This is a genomic window from Paenibacillus illinoisensis NBRC 15959, assembly GCF_004000925.1.
GTDB lineage: Bacteria > Bacillota > Bacilli > Paenibacillales > Paenibacillaceae > Paenibacillus > Paenibacillus illinoisensis.
On record NZ_BIME01000001.1, the window covers coordinates 46,012 to 61,319 of the forward strand.

A 15,308-nucleotide genomic window follows, 5' to 3' on the forward strand; every position below is an offset into this window, starting at 1 on the left:
AGAGCATTAAAAAAGGCCGCTATATTTAGCGACCTTTTGTTGTACCTATGTTTATGACTTTCCATCATGCTTAAGTATTAGTGAATATCTTTCTTTTTGAAGCTGCCACCCTTCACTTCTGCTACATCATACACAACTACAAAAGCGTTCGGGTCAATTTCATGAATGATCTCTTTAATTTTGCTCTCTTCCATACGGTTGATTACACAAGTGATTTCTTTAAACTGTTCATTGGAGTATCCGCCATATGCATCCGTATAGGTTGCTCCACGACCTAATCGGTCACGAATGGTTTCGACCATGATTTCGGGTTGATTGGTGATGATTTTAAACGTTTTGGAACCGCTCAAGCCTTCTTCAACGATATGAATAACTTTGGAAGCAATGAAATAAGCTAGCCCCGACAAGATGGCGCCTTGCAGACCAAACACAGATGAAACGACGATAAATACAAACATGTTTAGGAACAAGATTAGATCACTGGTACCAAAAGGAACCTTTCGTGAAAGCAGTACTGCGAGCATATCTATTCCGTCCAATGCCCCGCCATTACGAAGTGCCAGACCCATACCGAAACCGATGATAATCCCGCCGACAACGGTAACCAGCAAGGTGTCCCCTTCAATAATTGTAGGTACATGGTGCATCAGACTGGTACTTACTGCGAGTGAAGCAATACCGATAATGGAATAGAGAGCGAAGCTTTTACCGATTTGCTTATATCCCAGCCACACAAAAGGAATGTTGATTATACCGATCAGCATCCCCAGTGGCAATCCAAACAATTGTGAACCAACGATACTCAGTCCCGTCACACCACCGTCCGAGACATTGTTGGGAATCAAAATGGCTTCAAGACCATATGCCGTAATAAAAGCCCCGATGATGATCAATATAACTTTTGAAAAAATTCTTGCCTTATTCGATTTTGGTTTCTTTCTTTGATGCATTCAATTTCCTCCTTGGATAAGAACTCATAAAATATAGTTTATATTAATAATCACCATCTTGACAAATTTTTCGCATTAGTTATGACTGTTAGTATTGCTTTTTTTCGTTCTTGTTACCCGTTGTATCCCCTGACAAACCTTAAAAGTACGGTCATGAAATTTTCTAAAAAAACACAAACAAGCCGCTATATCAGCGACTTAAGGTGTGACGCATTTTATACCCACAAACACGCAATTACTTGTCATTAAGCCCCTTCCCATCAAGAATATGCGGGATGTACTTTTCAACTCTCGACTCTCGGGTCTTGGATTGTTTGGGTGAAGAAAAATGCATAATATATGCTCTCTGGCGTCCTGGTGTCAGTCCTTCGAAAGCTGTTTTCAGATCGGGTATTTCAACAAATTTGTTGGCTAATTCCTCAGGCAGGGTATACTCGTCATGCTTTTTAAGTTCAACTTGCAGACCCGCTTTCTCAATCTGAACGGCTTCCTCGATATAATCCTGGATGATCAGCTGCATTTCTTGAATCGTCTGAGCATTGGTGAACCGAAGCTGACGTGCTGCCTGTACATTCTCCGTTTGCTGAATCAGGATTCCATGAGGGTCTTTTAGCAGCGCCCCTTTGTGAAACAACAGGGCACAATACTCCTTAAAACCATGGATCAGAACGATATTTTTACCGTCCAAAGTATAACAGGGATGCATCCACTTAAAATCTTCTGTCAGCCCGCAATCCAGAACGATCTCCCGCAGCAGCTCGAATTCTTCTTTCCAATTCTTCAGCTTGTTGAAATAGGGATCAATTTTTGTATTTCTTTCACCTTTTAACATCGATGTCCCTCCTTAGATTATGCCAAAAGCTTCTCAAGCTCATCGCACCATTTACTCCAGCCATACTTGGCACCAGCCAGTGCTTGAGGATTGGAAATTCCGGTTTGTTCAAGGTGAAGGTTAACTTTACCGTTACCTAAATCTTGTAATGTCCATGTAACCATATGTTTCTCTCCGCTTTCCCAGGTATAGGACAGGCGATGTGGTTCTTCTACGATCAGAACTTCTCCTTTAATAATTCCGTCCCAGTACTCCGTTGCCTGCGTTCGAAATTGAAAACGGTGACCAACGACTGGTTTGAAATCATTCTCCATCCCTTGACCGGTATGAATATTGGCTACCCACTTGGCAAGCTTGCTTGAATCCGTTAAGGCTGACCAGAGCTTCTCGACCGACGTCGTATACTGATAATTCAATTCCAATGTTAAACTCATTCCTCTTCCTCCTTTAATAGTTGGTCCAGGCGCATCAGATTTATACTCCAGAACTTGCTGTAGAAAGCCACCCAATCTTGAACTTCTTGTAATGGTGAAGCATTGAGCCTATACCTCGTTTCCCTGCCGACTTTTCGGTCAACGACCAGATTCGCCTCTTTAAGAATGGTAAGATGCTTGGATACCGCCGTCCGCCCCATTTCAAATTGTGAGGTTAATTCATGAAGCGGTACCTCCTCTGCTTCGGTTAACATCTGCATGAGCCGACGTCTGGTTGGATCTGCAATGGCATCAAATACATCACGTGATCTTTGGTTCTCACTCACACCACTTCCCTCCAATCTGCTGTATCGGAACATGGATGATACGGAGGATTTGTTTTTAATGTCGCTATATATTTTTGTGATTGTTTTATTCAGACACCATTTGGTGTCGAATTGATTATATGACACCAAACGGTGTCATGTCAACACATTTGAAAATGAGCTGTGGAGAGACCTCCTTCTCTGTTAACAGCAAATCTTAAATAAAAAAACACCTCGTATGAGGTGTTTTTACGTTTTCAGTTAGCCAGTAGTTTTTTTATGAAACGGAAGATCCCAACCTGATTTGAACAGCTCCTAAAATTGTCTTATTCAGCGGGCATGCGTAATGCATCTGTCTCATAGGCTTGAAAAGCATTTTCCAAACCCAATCATGTATTGTACTCTTACATTCTTTTGTATCCATAGAACGAATAGCCTACAAAATTTCCGCATCTATGGGCTTCAACCCATTCCCCCTGTTTAAGTGCCTACATACAATACCCTAGACTAATGAACAGGAGTGATGATGTATGACATTTTTACCTCCCTTTGGACCGGGTGGCGGGTTTGGTGGTCCAGGCGGACCAGGCGGTCCTGGTGGAATTTTCGGGCCGGGTGGACCGGGTGGACCGGGTGGTCCTGGAGGACCATCAGGTCCTCCTTCGTTCCCCGGAGGTGGGGGCGGTGCACCGCAAGGCGTGCAACCCCCTCCCGGACCCCCGCCTTCATTCGTTCCACAGCAGTCGCCTTCATTGTATGCTGTAGATCCAAGAGCAATATCCGGTTGTCTGTTCCGGTACACGTATATTTGGCCGAATCAAGGTCCTGGCTTCTGGATGTACCCCGTATTTGTCGGCAGAAATTCGGTAGCTGGTTTCCGTTGGACTGGATTCTTCTGGGTGTACAGCGGCATTGACCTGCAGCGGATTAGCTCATTCAGCTGTTTCTAATACTTAAACACCCTGATTGTGGTTATTTGCACAATCAGGGTGTTTTACATTGAATCCAGACCATTGAGATTGCAAGTGACAGTTCAATAAAAACAATCCTTATCATTACATTTTTTTGATGTCAGAGTTTTCTACTTGAGATCGGAATCTGATAAACCCTTCAATTTACTCATCGACCAGAGCACGATCGGAAACCCTATGCCGAATATCATGGCGTAGTAAGGCCAGACCTGATTTATCTCAATGATATATGAAATGTTGGGCCAGATAAAATTGGCCGAGGCCAACATAATTAGTATCAAAGGAACGAATAGTGAATTCATGCTTCGAAGACGAAAAGCGTCTGCAAGTCCTTGTGCTGAAACATATAGAAGCAATGAAAGACGAAAAAAAATCGTGACGAACCAGACAATGGCTAGGATGATTTCAAACCGCTGAAGAAACTCCCCAATACTGATGGTCCGATCAATAAAAAAAGTAGGAAACGTCAAGTCCGCCACGACACCAGCGCTGATTACAGTGATGATCTGCATAACCATGAAAAAGTACATGGCTCCGCTAATCAGAGCACTTGTAATCACCGATTTTCTCCACTTTTTCGGATCCGGGAAGTGATGTGCAAAGAAAAGAAACAAAACTGCCTCCAGATATGGAAATGCAAAGAGATTGATGGATGCGAGAATAACAGGCTTCAATCCGTTCTCCAACATTGGCAGCAGGTTTTTGATATCTGCCTCTGAAAAAAGAGTAATCCTGACTAAGAAGTATAGGGCCAGAAGAAAAAAGATAAGAATCTCCGCACAACGCCCGATAACAACCGGACCCGAGCGAACAGCAAAATAGACGGCCAGGAGCATAATAAAATATACGGCATCATAGGGAGTTTCGGGCATAATTGAGGTCGTCACAAAGTCTCCCAGATTTCGAAGTGTCATGATGCACTCCAGAAAGGGAAAGGCAAGTATAAAGAGGATGCCAATCGTCCCGCCCAAGGGACCAAACACGCTTCGGAGATGCGCAACAAAGGATCTGCCTTTCATTTGCCTGACGATAGAAGTATATAACGGTATCAAAAGCAAATGAAAAGCAATGGAAATGGGAATGGAAAGCCAGGCATCCTGTTTAGCAACAGAACTTATGGCAACTGGAAGCACCAAATACGCACTTCCAATCTGATACAACACAAACCAAGTGATGGCTTGTCGAACAGTTAATTTGCTCCCCACTTCCGTCCCCCCTTTAAGATAAAATACGTGCAATGTACTGGCTTACCGGTTGGAAAACCCACCGGATACCTGTTAATGGACTCGGAAGTTCAACGTGTACTAGCTCCAGAATGATCAACGTCGTCCCTACGGTGAACAATGTTAAACTAACCACCATTTCACGCACACGATGCTTCTCCTTCAATTGACGAAACTCATAGAACATGGTCAGAATCGAGATGATTAGTACCGCATACAGCATATACATTCACTCCTAATGTTGCGGTTCAGAGTCAATAGGATTGGTAATTTTCCCAACCCGGTTTAAATGGAAACGGATATCCAGCTTTACCTCAAGCTTTTGAAATTTCTGCTTCCAATCCCCTCTCCATTGGTGCCATTGACGAGGGAACCTTTGATGAAAGGCTTCTCCGAATCCGAATATGTCGGAACCGATCTGCTGCGCCTTTTCAATACCTTCCTTCAGGATCTGTTCTTGTTCTTCTCTGGCTGCTGCCTGAAACTCATTAAATGTCTTGTCATCCTTCAGGTCAGCATCACATCCAACCTCGCCGATGTTGGCTTCAGTTTCCACGACAAGAGAGACAATCGGTTCATTATTTTTTATTTCCGGTTTCATTTTGACGTTGTTACGTATGACTTCAAAAGCAAATTCCCCATCTGAATTCGGACACATGACGGAAGCTACAGAACTGGAAACACGGTTTGATATATAGGTAAACGCCTTGCTTTTGGATTCTTCTATCCAGCCGATCAGACGATCTTCCTGAAAGACACCAATGCCGGTAAATAAATAGTTCGCATGTTGTGGTGATTTAGTCACATTATCCACCTTCAATCCTTTGTCTAGATTGTTCAGACGAATGCCAGTCAAGACCGGCTCAATGCCATCCTTTTTTAAACGCTGCAGAAGGTCTTTGACATTGACCGCAGAAGTGGGTGCCCATGTCTTTTCAGACACATTCAAAGCTTTATACATATCCATTGCAGGCAAAACCTCGGTTGGAGCCACAAACGTAACAGCATCCTTAGCTGAACTGCCTCTGACAACAGCCAAATGAAAATCAGGCCGAACTTCATGATCACGAAACAGGAAATCCAGCGGCTTCTTGATTCCTTTTTTTGCTGTATCTTCGTCAAAGATGACAAACTTTAGGTGAGACAGATACATCTTCCTTGATGATTCCGTGGTGAGTTTTCGAAGAGCTTCAAACAGCGTGTTTGCTCTGCTGGAAAAAACGATTGTAGGTGACCGTTCCATCGCTCGATTACGAGACATCTGAGACGGGTCAACCACTTGCAGACTAATCTCATACTGGTCATCTACGGTATCAATGCCCATAGCCATTACGACGGATATTTCGTTTAACTCCTTACTACTCCAACAACCCGTAACAATGACCATAAGCAAAATGTACACTATCAATGTAGACATGATGGATCGGTACGAGTTCATCGGCTTACTCCCTTGGTTTGTTGTGATGATTTGCTTTGTTCTTAAAAGGAAACCGCAGTAAGGCATCGCTTTGTTTCGACGATTGAAAATTGGCTACTGGACTCATATATGGCACACCGAATGAATGAAGACTATTCAAATGCACAAGGAGTATGAGTATGCCTACCGTCAATCCGTATACGCCAAACATGGCGGCCATTCCAATAAAAGCAAACCGTAATATCCGGATGGGAATAGCCATGGTGTAGGACGGGATGACAAAGCTTGAAATCGCTGTAATCGCAACAACTATGACCATAACTGGCGAAACGATGTTAGCTTCTACAGCGGCCTGGCCGATGACAATGGATCCAACAATCGAAACGGCCTGACCGACCGTTCGCGGCATTCGTAGACCAGCTTCTCTCAGGATCTCGAATATGATCTCCATAATCATTGCCTCAACAAATGCAGGAAAGGGCACACCCTCACGTTGCGCAGATAAACTCAGTAATAGAACCGTTGGGATCATGTCCTGATGAAATGTAGTTAGTGCCACATATATAGCTGGAGCCAGCAAACATATTGCCAGGGAGATGTACCTTAAGACTCGAATGATGCTGCTGTAAATAAAAGATTGATAATAATCCTCCGCGGATTGAATGAAATCAACAAATACTGCTGGCGCAAGGATGACAAAGGGAGTTCCGTCGATAAATATCGCGATTTTTCCTTCCATCACACCTGCTGCAATAGAGTCTGGGCGATCCGAATTATAAAATATAGGGAAAATGGTCAATTGCTTGTTCTCCACTAAACATTCTTCGAGGTACTCCCCTTCAAGAACGCGATCCACTTTCATATTTTTCAGTTTAGATATCACGTTTCGTACCAATTCATCATCAGCAACTCCATGCATATACATGACCGATATGTCTGTCTTTGTTTTTTCGCCAACCTTGACGTTTGTTAGGCGAACTCTTGTGTCCTTCACTCTGCGACGGACCATCGTTGTATTGGTACGAAGATTCTCCGTAAACGATTCTTGAGGACCTCGGATCACAGGCTGCGTCTTCGATTCCGTTATACTGCGTTCTTCCCAACCAGGTATGGAAAAGACTAACCCTTCCCCCATCCCGTCGATTAGCAGGAGCAGTCCGCCTGATAGAATCTGATCCAACGCATCTTCATAGTTTTGAACCAAACTTGCTTCTCCGACATCTAGTATGCTATTTTTCAAAAATGGCAAAGACAACTCATTGGAATCGGAAAAGGTGAATTCATGCAATGGACGAATCACGCTGTCCTGAACCTTTTGCAAGTCAACCATTCCATCCAAATAAAACAGAGCCGCTTGATTCCTCCCAATTGTGATCTCACGAACAACAAAATCAGAACTGTTTCCCATGAAGTCACAAATGAGATCGATATTCTCGCGAATTTGTTTAGAAAATTCAGGTTGTAACTTCATTTCCACAATCCCCCTTGGATATGTAGTATTGGTACTAATTCAAATATTAAAACAAAACGTTCTAAACTTCGTGCTGGTAGCTTTACTGGTGCAATCATAGTGACATAAACAAAAAAGACCGTCCTGTTGGACGGTCTTTTATCCGTACTATTCGTTTTTGAGGTTCATTCCAACCCTTTTTTGCCGTAGTCTGTCAGGAATTCAACGGTTTGCGGATCATAGTGGGAGAAAAATGCACTTTGCTCTGTATCAAGAGCAGTTATTTTTTCCATATCCTGAGCAGTTAATTGAAAATCAAAAACGTTTAAGTTCTGTTCCATCCGATCTTTATTGACCGTCTTCGGAATTACGACCACACCGCGTTGAATGAGGAAACGCAGAGCGACTTGTGCAGTCGACTTATTGTATTGATTTCCAATCTCTTGCAAAGTAGCGTTCGTGAACAGGTCATTTCTTCCTTCTGCAAAAGGACCCCACGATTCAATCTGCGTATTGTATTTCTTCATAATCTCATGTGCTTTAGCTTGCTGGTTAAAAACATGCGTCTCGACCTGATTGACTGCAGGTACAACCTCGCTGAACTGTACGAGATCGATATATCTGTCCGGATAGAAATTGCTGACCCCGATGGCTCTAATCTTACCGGCCTTATAGTATTCTTCCATTGCCCGGTATGTCCCATAGTAATCATTGAATGGCTGATGGATCAGGAGCAAATCCAAATAATCAAGCTGGAGTTTTCTCAGTGATTCCTCAATTGAAGCTTTCGCTTTTTCATAGCCAGCATTGGATATCCAGACTTTTGTCGTGATGAAGAACTCCTCTCTCGGCACTCCACTTTTCTTGATGGCACGTCCTACAGCTTCTTCATTACGATACGCCTGTGCAGTATCAATGGAACGGTATCCAACACTTATCGCATCTAGCACACATTTTTCACATTCGTCCTGATCTGGAATTTGATAAACTCCATATCCGAGAATCGGCATCTGTACCCCATTATTTAATGTTACATATTCCATTCTTCATTCCTCCTATTCAAGCTATAGATAATCCACGAAACGCCTAATCCTATTATGCAACAAATGAAATAATATCAGTTATCTCATTTGTCTCATATGTTTGCCTATTCCTCTTACGCAGATGGAAAAGTGTTGTTATCTCTATTACAGAAGAGACCGCTGTCCTTATGTTTAATGTGTATACTTCTATTCATTTTGTGAATGATCGTATAAATTTTTTGGAAAATGAGGCTGCTAGGTCACTTGATTTAGATACCATCTCAAGGGTCTAAAACTATTTGAATTTGATTATTCAACAATTCAATAAGGCGCAGACATGTTAATCGTTCAAAATGTACAGAGATGAATATATCCCCCAGTGTATTTATCAAATCCATTGATGGGGATCTACCAGCTGTAGAATTTATAGAATCAGTTATCAATATAAATAATAAAAGTTTACATAATAAATACTATGAATACTCCTTAATTTGAAGATGTGTTTTCTAAATAAAGTCACTCTCTCTTTTCTATACTAATATCCCTATAATGTTCAAACAAAAAAGAAAGCTATACAAAAAAGCCGCTAAAAATAGCGACTTTAAGGTGAGATGTGACCCATGAATGATTAATCCACATTTTAGCCTTACTTATCCTCCGTAAACAAGAACAACTATTTCGTGCCTACTGCATCACCAGCAACGATGTTTCTCCACCCTCCGAGATGAGACATATCCACCGCATTCTGAGCAGCCGAAGCTTCACATATGAATCCGGATACCACCCTGCCGTCCTGAAGCTTAATTTTCCCTATACCTAATGGAGCAGGAATGGCTGCAGTGAATGAACCAAAGGAGGATAGCGGCATGCTCCACAATTCCAGATCAATGGATGTCCCCTCTTCAAGGGAGTGCACTAAACCCGGTTTTGCAGGACTTGTGTTCAGTTTGTACAGACGATATTCTGGAGCGGTTCGGGTTTCCTCCACAAAAAAGGCTCCTAACCCAGTCAGCTGGGGTTCCAGTGACATGCCTCTCATATGCAGTCCGCAGACAGCAACCAAAAGACGTTTGTGATGCGGCTCAAGTATTCTTGCTGCTTCAACCATGGAAGCTTCCTGCTCAGGCAATGTGAACAGGGTTATTCCAAAAGGCATATCCTCTGCAGCCTTGCCTGCCGGAACAGCAATGGCACTCAAATCAAGCAAATTGCAATGATTCGTGTACATTCCCATGTGGCTGTTGGTTTGAATCGGATCCTGCTGCACTTGTTCTCTTGTCCATGTTCCTCCGCAGGTTGGCAATACAAGAACGGCGTTATGCAGCCATTCTGCAGTGCTTCGCCGAATTTCGGCTAGTCGGTGCTGTGCGCGGAATAGTGCAGCAGCCGTAAATGTTTCCTTGCTGCCTGTTCGGAGCACTTTCTCCGTTACAGGAAACAACGCTCCTGGATGCTGCAGGGCGAACATCTCCAGATCCGCCCATCGTTCTGCAACAAGCGGTCCTTCATACAGAAGTGCTGCGGCTTCTTGCAGCATGGATATATCAACCTCTACGACATGTACTCCTGACTGCAGCAAGGTTTGTTTGGCGGCTTGCCAAGCCGCCTCGTATGCTTCTGCAAAGGGACCAAAGAAGGTTAATTCTCCTTTGGGTAACAACCATTTGGCAGGTGCACGGGTTGGTCCCAAAGGACGTGTTTTGGAGAAAGCATCTTCGGCATGCGGGCCTCGTACGATCCGGTCAACGGAAACAGCATCTTCGAGATCATGGGTAAACACGGTGATGCAGTCAATGCTGCGGCATGCAGGCACCAAACCAGCGGAAGGCCATGCGCCTACTGCAGGTTTGTAACCAACCAGACCATGCAGTGCAGCCGGAATTCGGCCCGACCCGGCGGTATCTGTCCCAAGTGAGAACGCTGCTTGCCCCAGTGCCACCGCTACGGCCGAGCCTGAACTGGATCCTCCGCTGATCAGTTCGGGCCGCAATGCGTTATGTGTCTCCCCATAAGGACTTCTCGTACCGACCAATCCTGTGGCGAATTGGTCCAGATTGGTTTTACCGACAGGTATGGCACCTGCAGCAATAAGTCGTTCCACAACAATAGCATGTTGTTCCGAAACCGATGAGAACTCAGGACAACCAGCTGTTACCGGCAACCCTTGAACCTCGATGTTGTCTTTGATGGCAAAAGGAATGCCCCACAGCGGATATTCGGTAATGGACAAGTGCTGAAGTTTCTCCAGGTATGGCGTAATTCGTTCCCTAGACGGCGGCGTGATCCAGACATGGTAATCCTCCGTATCCTTTGCCCGCTCGATGATGCTCTCCACCACTTCCGCAGGTGTGAAGCTTCCTCGTAGATATCCTGTCCGCAGAGCACTGATCGACATCAATTTCGGGATGGCATTTACCGTCATCGTGCAACCTCCTCCTTAATCGTTGAAATGATGGCAGCAATCCAGTCTCCCGATTTAATCTGATCACCTGGCGAGACGTAAATGGAAGCAATAACTCCATCCGTAGGAGCGAGCTGCGGAAACTCCATTTTCATACTTTCTTCTATTATAATAGTGTCTCCCTTTCGCACTTCCTGGCCAGGCTCAACCAGTACCTTCCATACACTGCCCGACATTGAACTGCTCATGCCCAGACTCCCTTCCGGCATCACCACTTCTTCCAGCGCTGCCGCTGCTTCAGGTTCGGATACATACTCCGCTATACCGAGTTCCTTCCAGTAATTTCGTTCAGCCTGGAATGCACTCTGCTGCTGCTGACGAAAAGTTCCGGACTCGTTCTCAATCGTTTTCAACCAGTTCAGATAGGACCCCAGATGGAATGTGGTTTCCTCTACTTGAAGTTCAAATCCTCCTCGCGGGAATTCTTCACGCATGTTCAGCAGTTCAGCTTCCGAAACAGGATAAAATTGAAGCTGATCAAAGAACTGCAGCAGCCAAGGTTTTCCTGCCTCGAAATTGCTTGTTTCCCTGAACGAGTTCCACATTTGCACTGTACGACCGACAAATTGATACCCACCCGGGCCTTCCATGCCATACACGCAGAGGTACGCACCGCCTATGCCTACCGCATTTTCCGGAGTCCATGTCCGTGCAGGATTATATTTGGTGGTTACGAGCCGGTGGCGCGGATCCAGTGGTACGGCAACAGGTGCTCCCAGGTACACGTCACCAAGACCCATGACGAGATACGAGGCGTTGAATACAATTTCCGCTACCTCTTCAAGCGAACCGAGTCCATTCATACGCCGGATAAACTCCAGGTTGCTGGGACACCAAGGTGCATCAGGTCTAACGTTTTGCTGATATCGCTCAATGGCGAGCTGCGTCGCTGGGTCATCCCACGACAATGGTAATTTGACAATTCGCGAGGGTACCTCAATCGTTTCCAGCTCAGGAAGCTGCAGGTCCAACTCCATGATTCGTGCTGCCGCTTCTTTTACCGTCATGCGGGTAGCATCCAGGTGGATCTGCAGAGAGCGAATGCCTGGTGTCAATTCGATATAAGGAATGCTTCCATTCTCCTTGATTGCTTCCATAAGTACGTATGCCTGGAATCGGTATAACAGGTTCAACTCGCGTTCTCCGTATTCGACCAGAATATTTTCATCACCAGAGCAGCGTACAGTAATGGAGAAACGTCTGCCTTCCACCGCTTGGGCCAGAATCGGCATATACTCACCAGTTGATGTTTCGACTAAAACCGGTAACTCATGCGGAACGTCCAGTTCCCGCAAGTACAACTCTTGTTCTACTCTTAACTGCTCGGCTTCCTCAACGGTAATGAGTCTGAAACGGACTTCATCACCAGGGCTGAGTTGACCCAGCTTCCATAATTCAGCGGTGGCCGTTGTCACCGGACAGACAAAACCACCAAGACTGGGACCATCCGGACCGAGCAGGATCGGCATATCGCCTGTCAGATCCAGTGCACCGACGGCATAGGCGTTGTCATGAATGTTGGAAGGGTGAAGTCCTGCATCTCCACCGTCGGTTCTTGCCCACAGCGGAGCCGGACCGATCAATCGGACACCTGTTCGGGAACTGTTGAAATGCACTTCCCATGTCGTCTCCGTCAGCTGATTCAGATAAGCCGGAAGAACATATTCGTCCGTACAATGAGGTCCCGGTATCACACCAATCGTCCATTCATTGTTGTATTGTGGTCTACGTTCTGTACTGAGAGGAGCAAGCAGAGCCGGAGCATTTCCTCCTTTTTCATGCACACGGAGAACTGCACCCGTTCGCAGCGCACTCCCACGGTGTCCACCGAATCCCCCCAATGTGAAGGTTGCTGAGCTGCCAAGTGTGCTCGGCATGTCGAGCCCCCCGGATACGAGCAGGTACGTTCGCATTCCCTGTTTGGCCTCACCCAGAGTCAGCACAGCACCAGGAGATGCATTTGTCGGTGTGTAGGGTTCCACGTGAACGCCATCCAGTTCGGCTTCCATATCTGCTCCTGTCAGGCAGAAGGTCATTTCACCCCGGAAGCGATAAGTTCCCCCACGCAGCGTCATTTCCAGTCCGGCCGCTTGTACGTCATTGCCGAGCAGTCTGTTGCCAATGCGGAAGGCAAGCTGATCCATCGGGCCTGACGGCGGTACGCCGATATCCCAGTAGCCGATCCTGCCGGGACTATCCTGTACTGTCGTCTGAACACCTCCGTCCAGAACTTCGATCGCACGCTCCATTGGTTTAAAGCCCAAAAGCATTCGGGTATATACTTCTCCATTAGCGAAAGCATCGTTATCCAGAAATGCTTCGATATAAGCCTGATTGGTGGTGACACCGTATACCCGGAGTTCACGAAGAGCACTCTTCATTTTGTTTATAGCTTCCATGCGCGTGCTCGCGTGCACAATTAATTTTGCCAGCATCGGATCATACAAGGTAGTTACGTTTAATCCAGGCTGAATCCAGCTTTCAACTCGCACGTCATCAGGCCAGTGAATGGCATCAATGCGTCCATCGCTCGGCCGAAAATCATTCATGCAATCCTCAGCATACAGACGTACCTGGAGACTGTGTCCTGTTGGTGCGGGAACCGTAACGTTCAATGAATCGCTCTCGTGAGCTGCCTCCTTGACCATCCATTCCACCAAATCAATGCCAAGTACCTCTTCTGTCACCCCATGCTCCACTTGAAGTCTGGTGTTCACCTCGAGAAAATAAAACCGCTGCTCATCAGGGTCGTACAGAAACTCAACCGTTCCCGCGTTACGGTAACCTGCCGAAATCGCCAGTCTGCGGGCACACTCATGCATCTCTTGCCGGATTACATCCGGCAGGCATGGCGCAGGGGTCTCTTCAATGATTTTCTGATTACGCCGTTGCACCGAACAATCACGCTCTCCCAAAGCGACTGCTTCACCGTTACCTGTGCCAAAAATCTGAACCTCGACATGACGTGCACGTGCAATATACTTTTCTATGAACACGCCCCCGTCATTAAAATTGGCGGATGCCAAACGTGTTACGGATTCAAATGCCTCCCTAAGCACATCCTCGTGTTCACAGACCCGCATGCCGATTCCACCACCACCGGCAGTGGATTTCAACATGACGGGATAACCGATGATTTCAGCTTGTTTAACCGCATCATCCAGAGACTGTATCAGGCTTGTGCCTGGCAGTAAGGGTACTCCAGCTTCTGCAGCCATTGCTCGTGCCGTATGCTTCAAGCCGAAGAGCTCAATATGTTCAGGAGAGGGACCGATAAACGTAATACCTCGCTCAGCACACGTTCTGGCAAAAGCCGCGTTCTCACTCAGAAATCCGTACCCGGGATGAATCGCATCTGCCCCTGTCTCTGCTGCTGTCTGGAGTACCAATTCGGCGTTGACGTAACTCTCTCTGGCAGGCCCTTCTCCGATCAGTACTGCTTCGTCGGCAAGCTCAACATGTAGGCTGTCTCGGTCTGCTGTAGTGTAGATGGCTACACTGGAGATACCCATCAGACGCAAAGTGCGAATAATGCGTACCGCAATGGCACCCCGATTCGCAATCAGTACCTTTTTAAACATTGGCGCTCACTCCTTCTGCATCCCATATAAGGACTTTGGCTGGTGTTGGGTTGTAGGCATTACATGGATTGTTTAACTGCGGGCAGTTACTGATCAGCACGGTTACCGGTGCCAAAGCAAGGAGTTCAACATAGCGACCAGGAGCAGATAGACCATCGGCGAAGGTTAACTCTCCTTCCGGTGTCACTGGCACGTTCATGAAAAAGTTGACGTTTGGGGCGAGATCCCGCTTGGTATATTCATCTCGCTGAGAGAGCATTAACATAAAGGTGTCACGACAGTTGTGCATGGGCAATTTATCATGAGCATAGCGGACGGTATTGCTCTGAGCTGAGCAAGCGCCACCGATTGTGTCATGCCTTCCGCAGGTATCGGCTGTTATCCGCAACAACTCTCGGCCTGATTCAGCGAGCAGCGTTGAACCTGTTGTCAAATACAGATTGCCCTGGCGGGTAATGGTTCTCACTGCACTATAATGATCTGACGGATCCTCCGTGGAATAAAACAGCGTATCAACAGCTTGATTGCCTTCCATATCAACAATGCGAAGAACCTGGCCTGGGAGCAAATCATGTATCCAGCCATCACCCGCAGCGATGACTTGCTCATACAAGGCTTTTTCGGTCAGTAATGGACTCTGGACAGGTTGAAATGTACTCATA

General features: G+C 46.0%; 13 protein-coding genes. 1 reads left to right on the top strand and 12 read right to left on the bottom strand.

The annotated features are described in order from the left end of the window. Nucleotides 1–77: 77 nt before the first annotated feature. The 4 genes from PIL01S_RS00185 to PIL01S_RS00200 form a co-directional block, all read right to left on the bottom strand. Entirely contained in the window at nucleotides 78–950 is an 873-nt protein-coding gene (locus tag PIL01S_RS00185) for a YitT family protein (protein ID WP_127535726.1), read from the bottom strand. 235 nt (nucleotides 951–1,185) lie between these two features. Further along, on the bottom strand, nucleotides 1,186–1,782 hold the full coding sequence (locus tag PIL01S_RS00190; protein WP_127535727.1) for a YdeI/OmpD-associated family protein: 597 nt from the start codon (nucleotides 1,780–1,782) through the stop codon (nucleotides 1,186–1,188). A 17-nt stretch (nucleotides 1,783–1,799) separates the two neighbouring features. Beyond that, a complete protein-coding gene (locus PIL01S_RS00195; RefSeq protein ID WP_127535728.1) occupies nucleotides 1,800–2,216 on the bottom strand; it encodes an SRPBCC family protein in 417 nt (138 codons plus the stop codon). Further along, entirely contained in the window at nucleotides 2,213–2,542 is a 330-nt protein-coding gene (locus PIL01S_RS00200; protein WP_127535729.1) for an ArsR/SmtB family transcription factor, read from the bottom strand. The genes PIL01S_RS00195 and PIL01S_RS00200 overlap by 4 nt, the downstream gene beginning before the upstream one ends. 509 nt (nucleotides 2,543–3,051) lie before the next feature. Between PIL01S_RS00200 and PIL01S_RS29400 the strand changes: the two genes are divergently transcribed. Beyond that, nucleotides 3,052–3,471: a collagen-like protein gene (locus PIL01S_RS29400; RefSeq protein ID WP_164764141.1), complete on the top strand. Its 420-nt coding sequence runs from the start codon at nucleotides 3,052–3,054 to the stop codon at nucleotides 3,469–3,471. A 131-nt stretch (nucleotides 3,472–3,602) separates the two neighbouring features. On the opposite strand, the gene PIL01S_RS00210 is transcribed toward PIL01S_RS29400, so the two are convergent. From PIL01S_RS00210 to PIL01S_RS00245, 8 genes are all read right to left on the bottom strand, one after another. Next, nucleotides 3,603–4,697 (bottom strand): GerAB/ArcD/ProY family transporter, encoded by a 1,095-nt coding sequence (locus PIL01S_RS00210; RefSeq protein WP_127535731.1) that lies wholly within the window; start codon nucleotides 4,695–4,697, stop codon nucleotides 3,603–3,605. 13 nt (nucleotides 4,698–4,710) lie between these two features. Then, nucleotides 4,711–4,938, bottom strand: coding sequence for a hypothetical protein (locus tag PIL01S_RS00215; RefSeq protein ID WP_127535732.1), 228 nt, complete (start codon nucleotides 4,936–4,938; stop codon nucleotides 4,711–4,713). A gap of 12 nt (nucleotides 4,939–4,950) precedes the next feature. Continuing rightward, nucleotides 4,951–6,153 (bottom strand): Ger(x)C family spore germination protein, encoded by a 1,203-nt coding sequence (locus tag PIL01S_RS00220; RefSeq protein ID WP_127535733.1) that lies wholly within the window; start codon nucleotides 6,151–6,153, stop codon nucleotides 4,951–4,953. 4 nt (nucleotides 6,154–6,157) lie between these two features. After that, on the bottom strand, nucleotides 6,158–7,603 hold the full coding sequence (locus tag PIL01S_RS00225) for a spore germination protein (RefSeq protein WP_127535734.1): 1,446 nt from the start codon (nucleotides 7,601–7,603) through the stop codon (nucleotides 6,158–6,160). A gap of 164 nt (nucleotides 7,604–7,767) precedes the next feature. Beyond that, nucleotides 7,768–8,625: an aldo/keto reductase gene (locus PIL01S_RS00230; RefSeq protein ID WP_127535735.1), complete on the bottom strand. Its 858-nt coding sequence runs from the start codon at nucleotides 8,623–8,625 to the stop codon at nucleotides 7,768–7,770. Between the two features lie 652 nt (nucleotides 8,626–9,277). Then, complete coding sequence (locus PIL01S_RS00235) at nucleotides 9,278–11,026, bottom strand: allophanate hydrolase (RefSeq protein WP_127535736.1); 1,749 nt, start codon at nucleotides 11,024–11,026, stop codon at nucleotides 9,278–9,280. Beyond that, entirely contained in the window at nucleotides 11,023–14,646 is a 3,624-nt protein-coding gene (uca, locus tag PIL01S_RS00240; RefSeq protein WP_127535737.1) for an urea carboxylase, read from the bottom strand. The genes PIL01S_RS00235 and uca overlap by 4 nt, the downstream gene beginning before the upstream one ends. Then, complete coding sequence (locus tag PIL01S_RS00245) at nucleotides 14,639–15,307, bottom strand: urea amidolyase associated protein UAAP2 (RefSeq protein WP_127535738.1); 669 nt, start codon at nucleotides 15,305–15,307, stop codon at nucleotides 14,639–14,641. The genes uca and PIL01S_RS00245 overlap by 8 nt, the downstream gene beginning before the upstream one ends. Between the last annotated feature and the right edge of the window lies 1 nt (nucleotide 15,308).

Excerpts from the sequence above, each read along its gene's own strand:
- PIL01S_RS00225 (WP_127535734.1), bottom strand. The coding sequence starts at position 7,603 with ATGAAGTTACAACCTGAATTTTCTAAACAAATTCGCGAGAATATCGAT.
- PIL01S_RS00220 (WP_127535733.1), bottom strand. The coding sequence starts at position 6,153 with ATGAACTCGTACCGATCCATCATGTCTACATTGATAGTGTACATTTTG.
- PIL01S_RS00235 (WP_127535736.1), bottom strand. The coding sequence starts at position 11,026 with ATGACGGTAAATGCCATCCCGAAATTGATGTCGATCAGTGCTCTGCGG.
- PIL01S_RS00245 (WP_127535738.1), bottom strand. The coding sequence starts at position 15,307 with ATGAGTACATTTCAACCTGTCCAGAGTCCATTACTGACCGAAAAAGCC.
- PIL01S_RS00230 (WP_127535735.1), bottom strand. The coding sequence starts at position 8,625 with ATGGAATATGTAACATTAAATAATGGGGTACAGATGCCGATTCTCGGA.
- PIL01S_RS29400 (WP_164764141.1), top strand. The coding sequence starts at position 3,052 with ATGACATTTTTACCTCCCTTTGGACCGGGTGGCGGGTTTGGTGGTCCA.
- PIL01S_RS00190 (WP_127535727.1), bottom strand. The coding sequence starts at position 1,782 with ATGTTAAAAGGTGAAAGAAATACAAAAATTGATCCCTATTTCAACAAG.
- PIL01S_RS00195 (WP_127535728.1), bottom strand. The coding sequence starts at position 2,216 with ATGAGTTTAACATTGGAATTGAATTATCAGTATACGACGTCGGTCGAG.
- uca (WP_127535737.1), bottom strand. The coding sequence starts at position 14,646 with ATGTTTAAAAAGGTACTGATTGCGAATCGGGGTGCCATTGCGGTACGC.
- PIL01S_RS00215 (WP_127535732.1), bottom strand. The coding sequence starts at position 4,938 with ATGCTGTATGCGGTACTAATCATCTCGATTCTGACCATGTTCTATGAG.
- PIL01S_RS00185 (WP_127535726.1), bottom strand. The coding sequence starts at position 950 with ATGCATCAAAGAAAGAAACCAAAATCGAATAAGGCAAGAATTTTTTCA.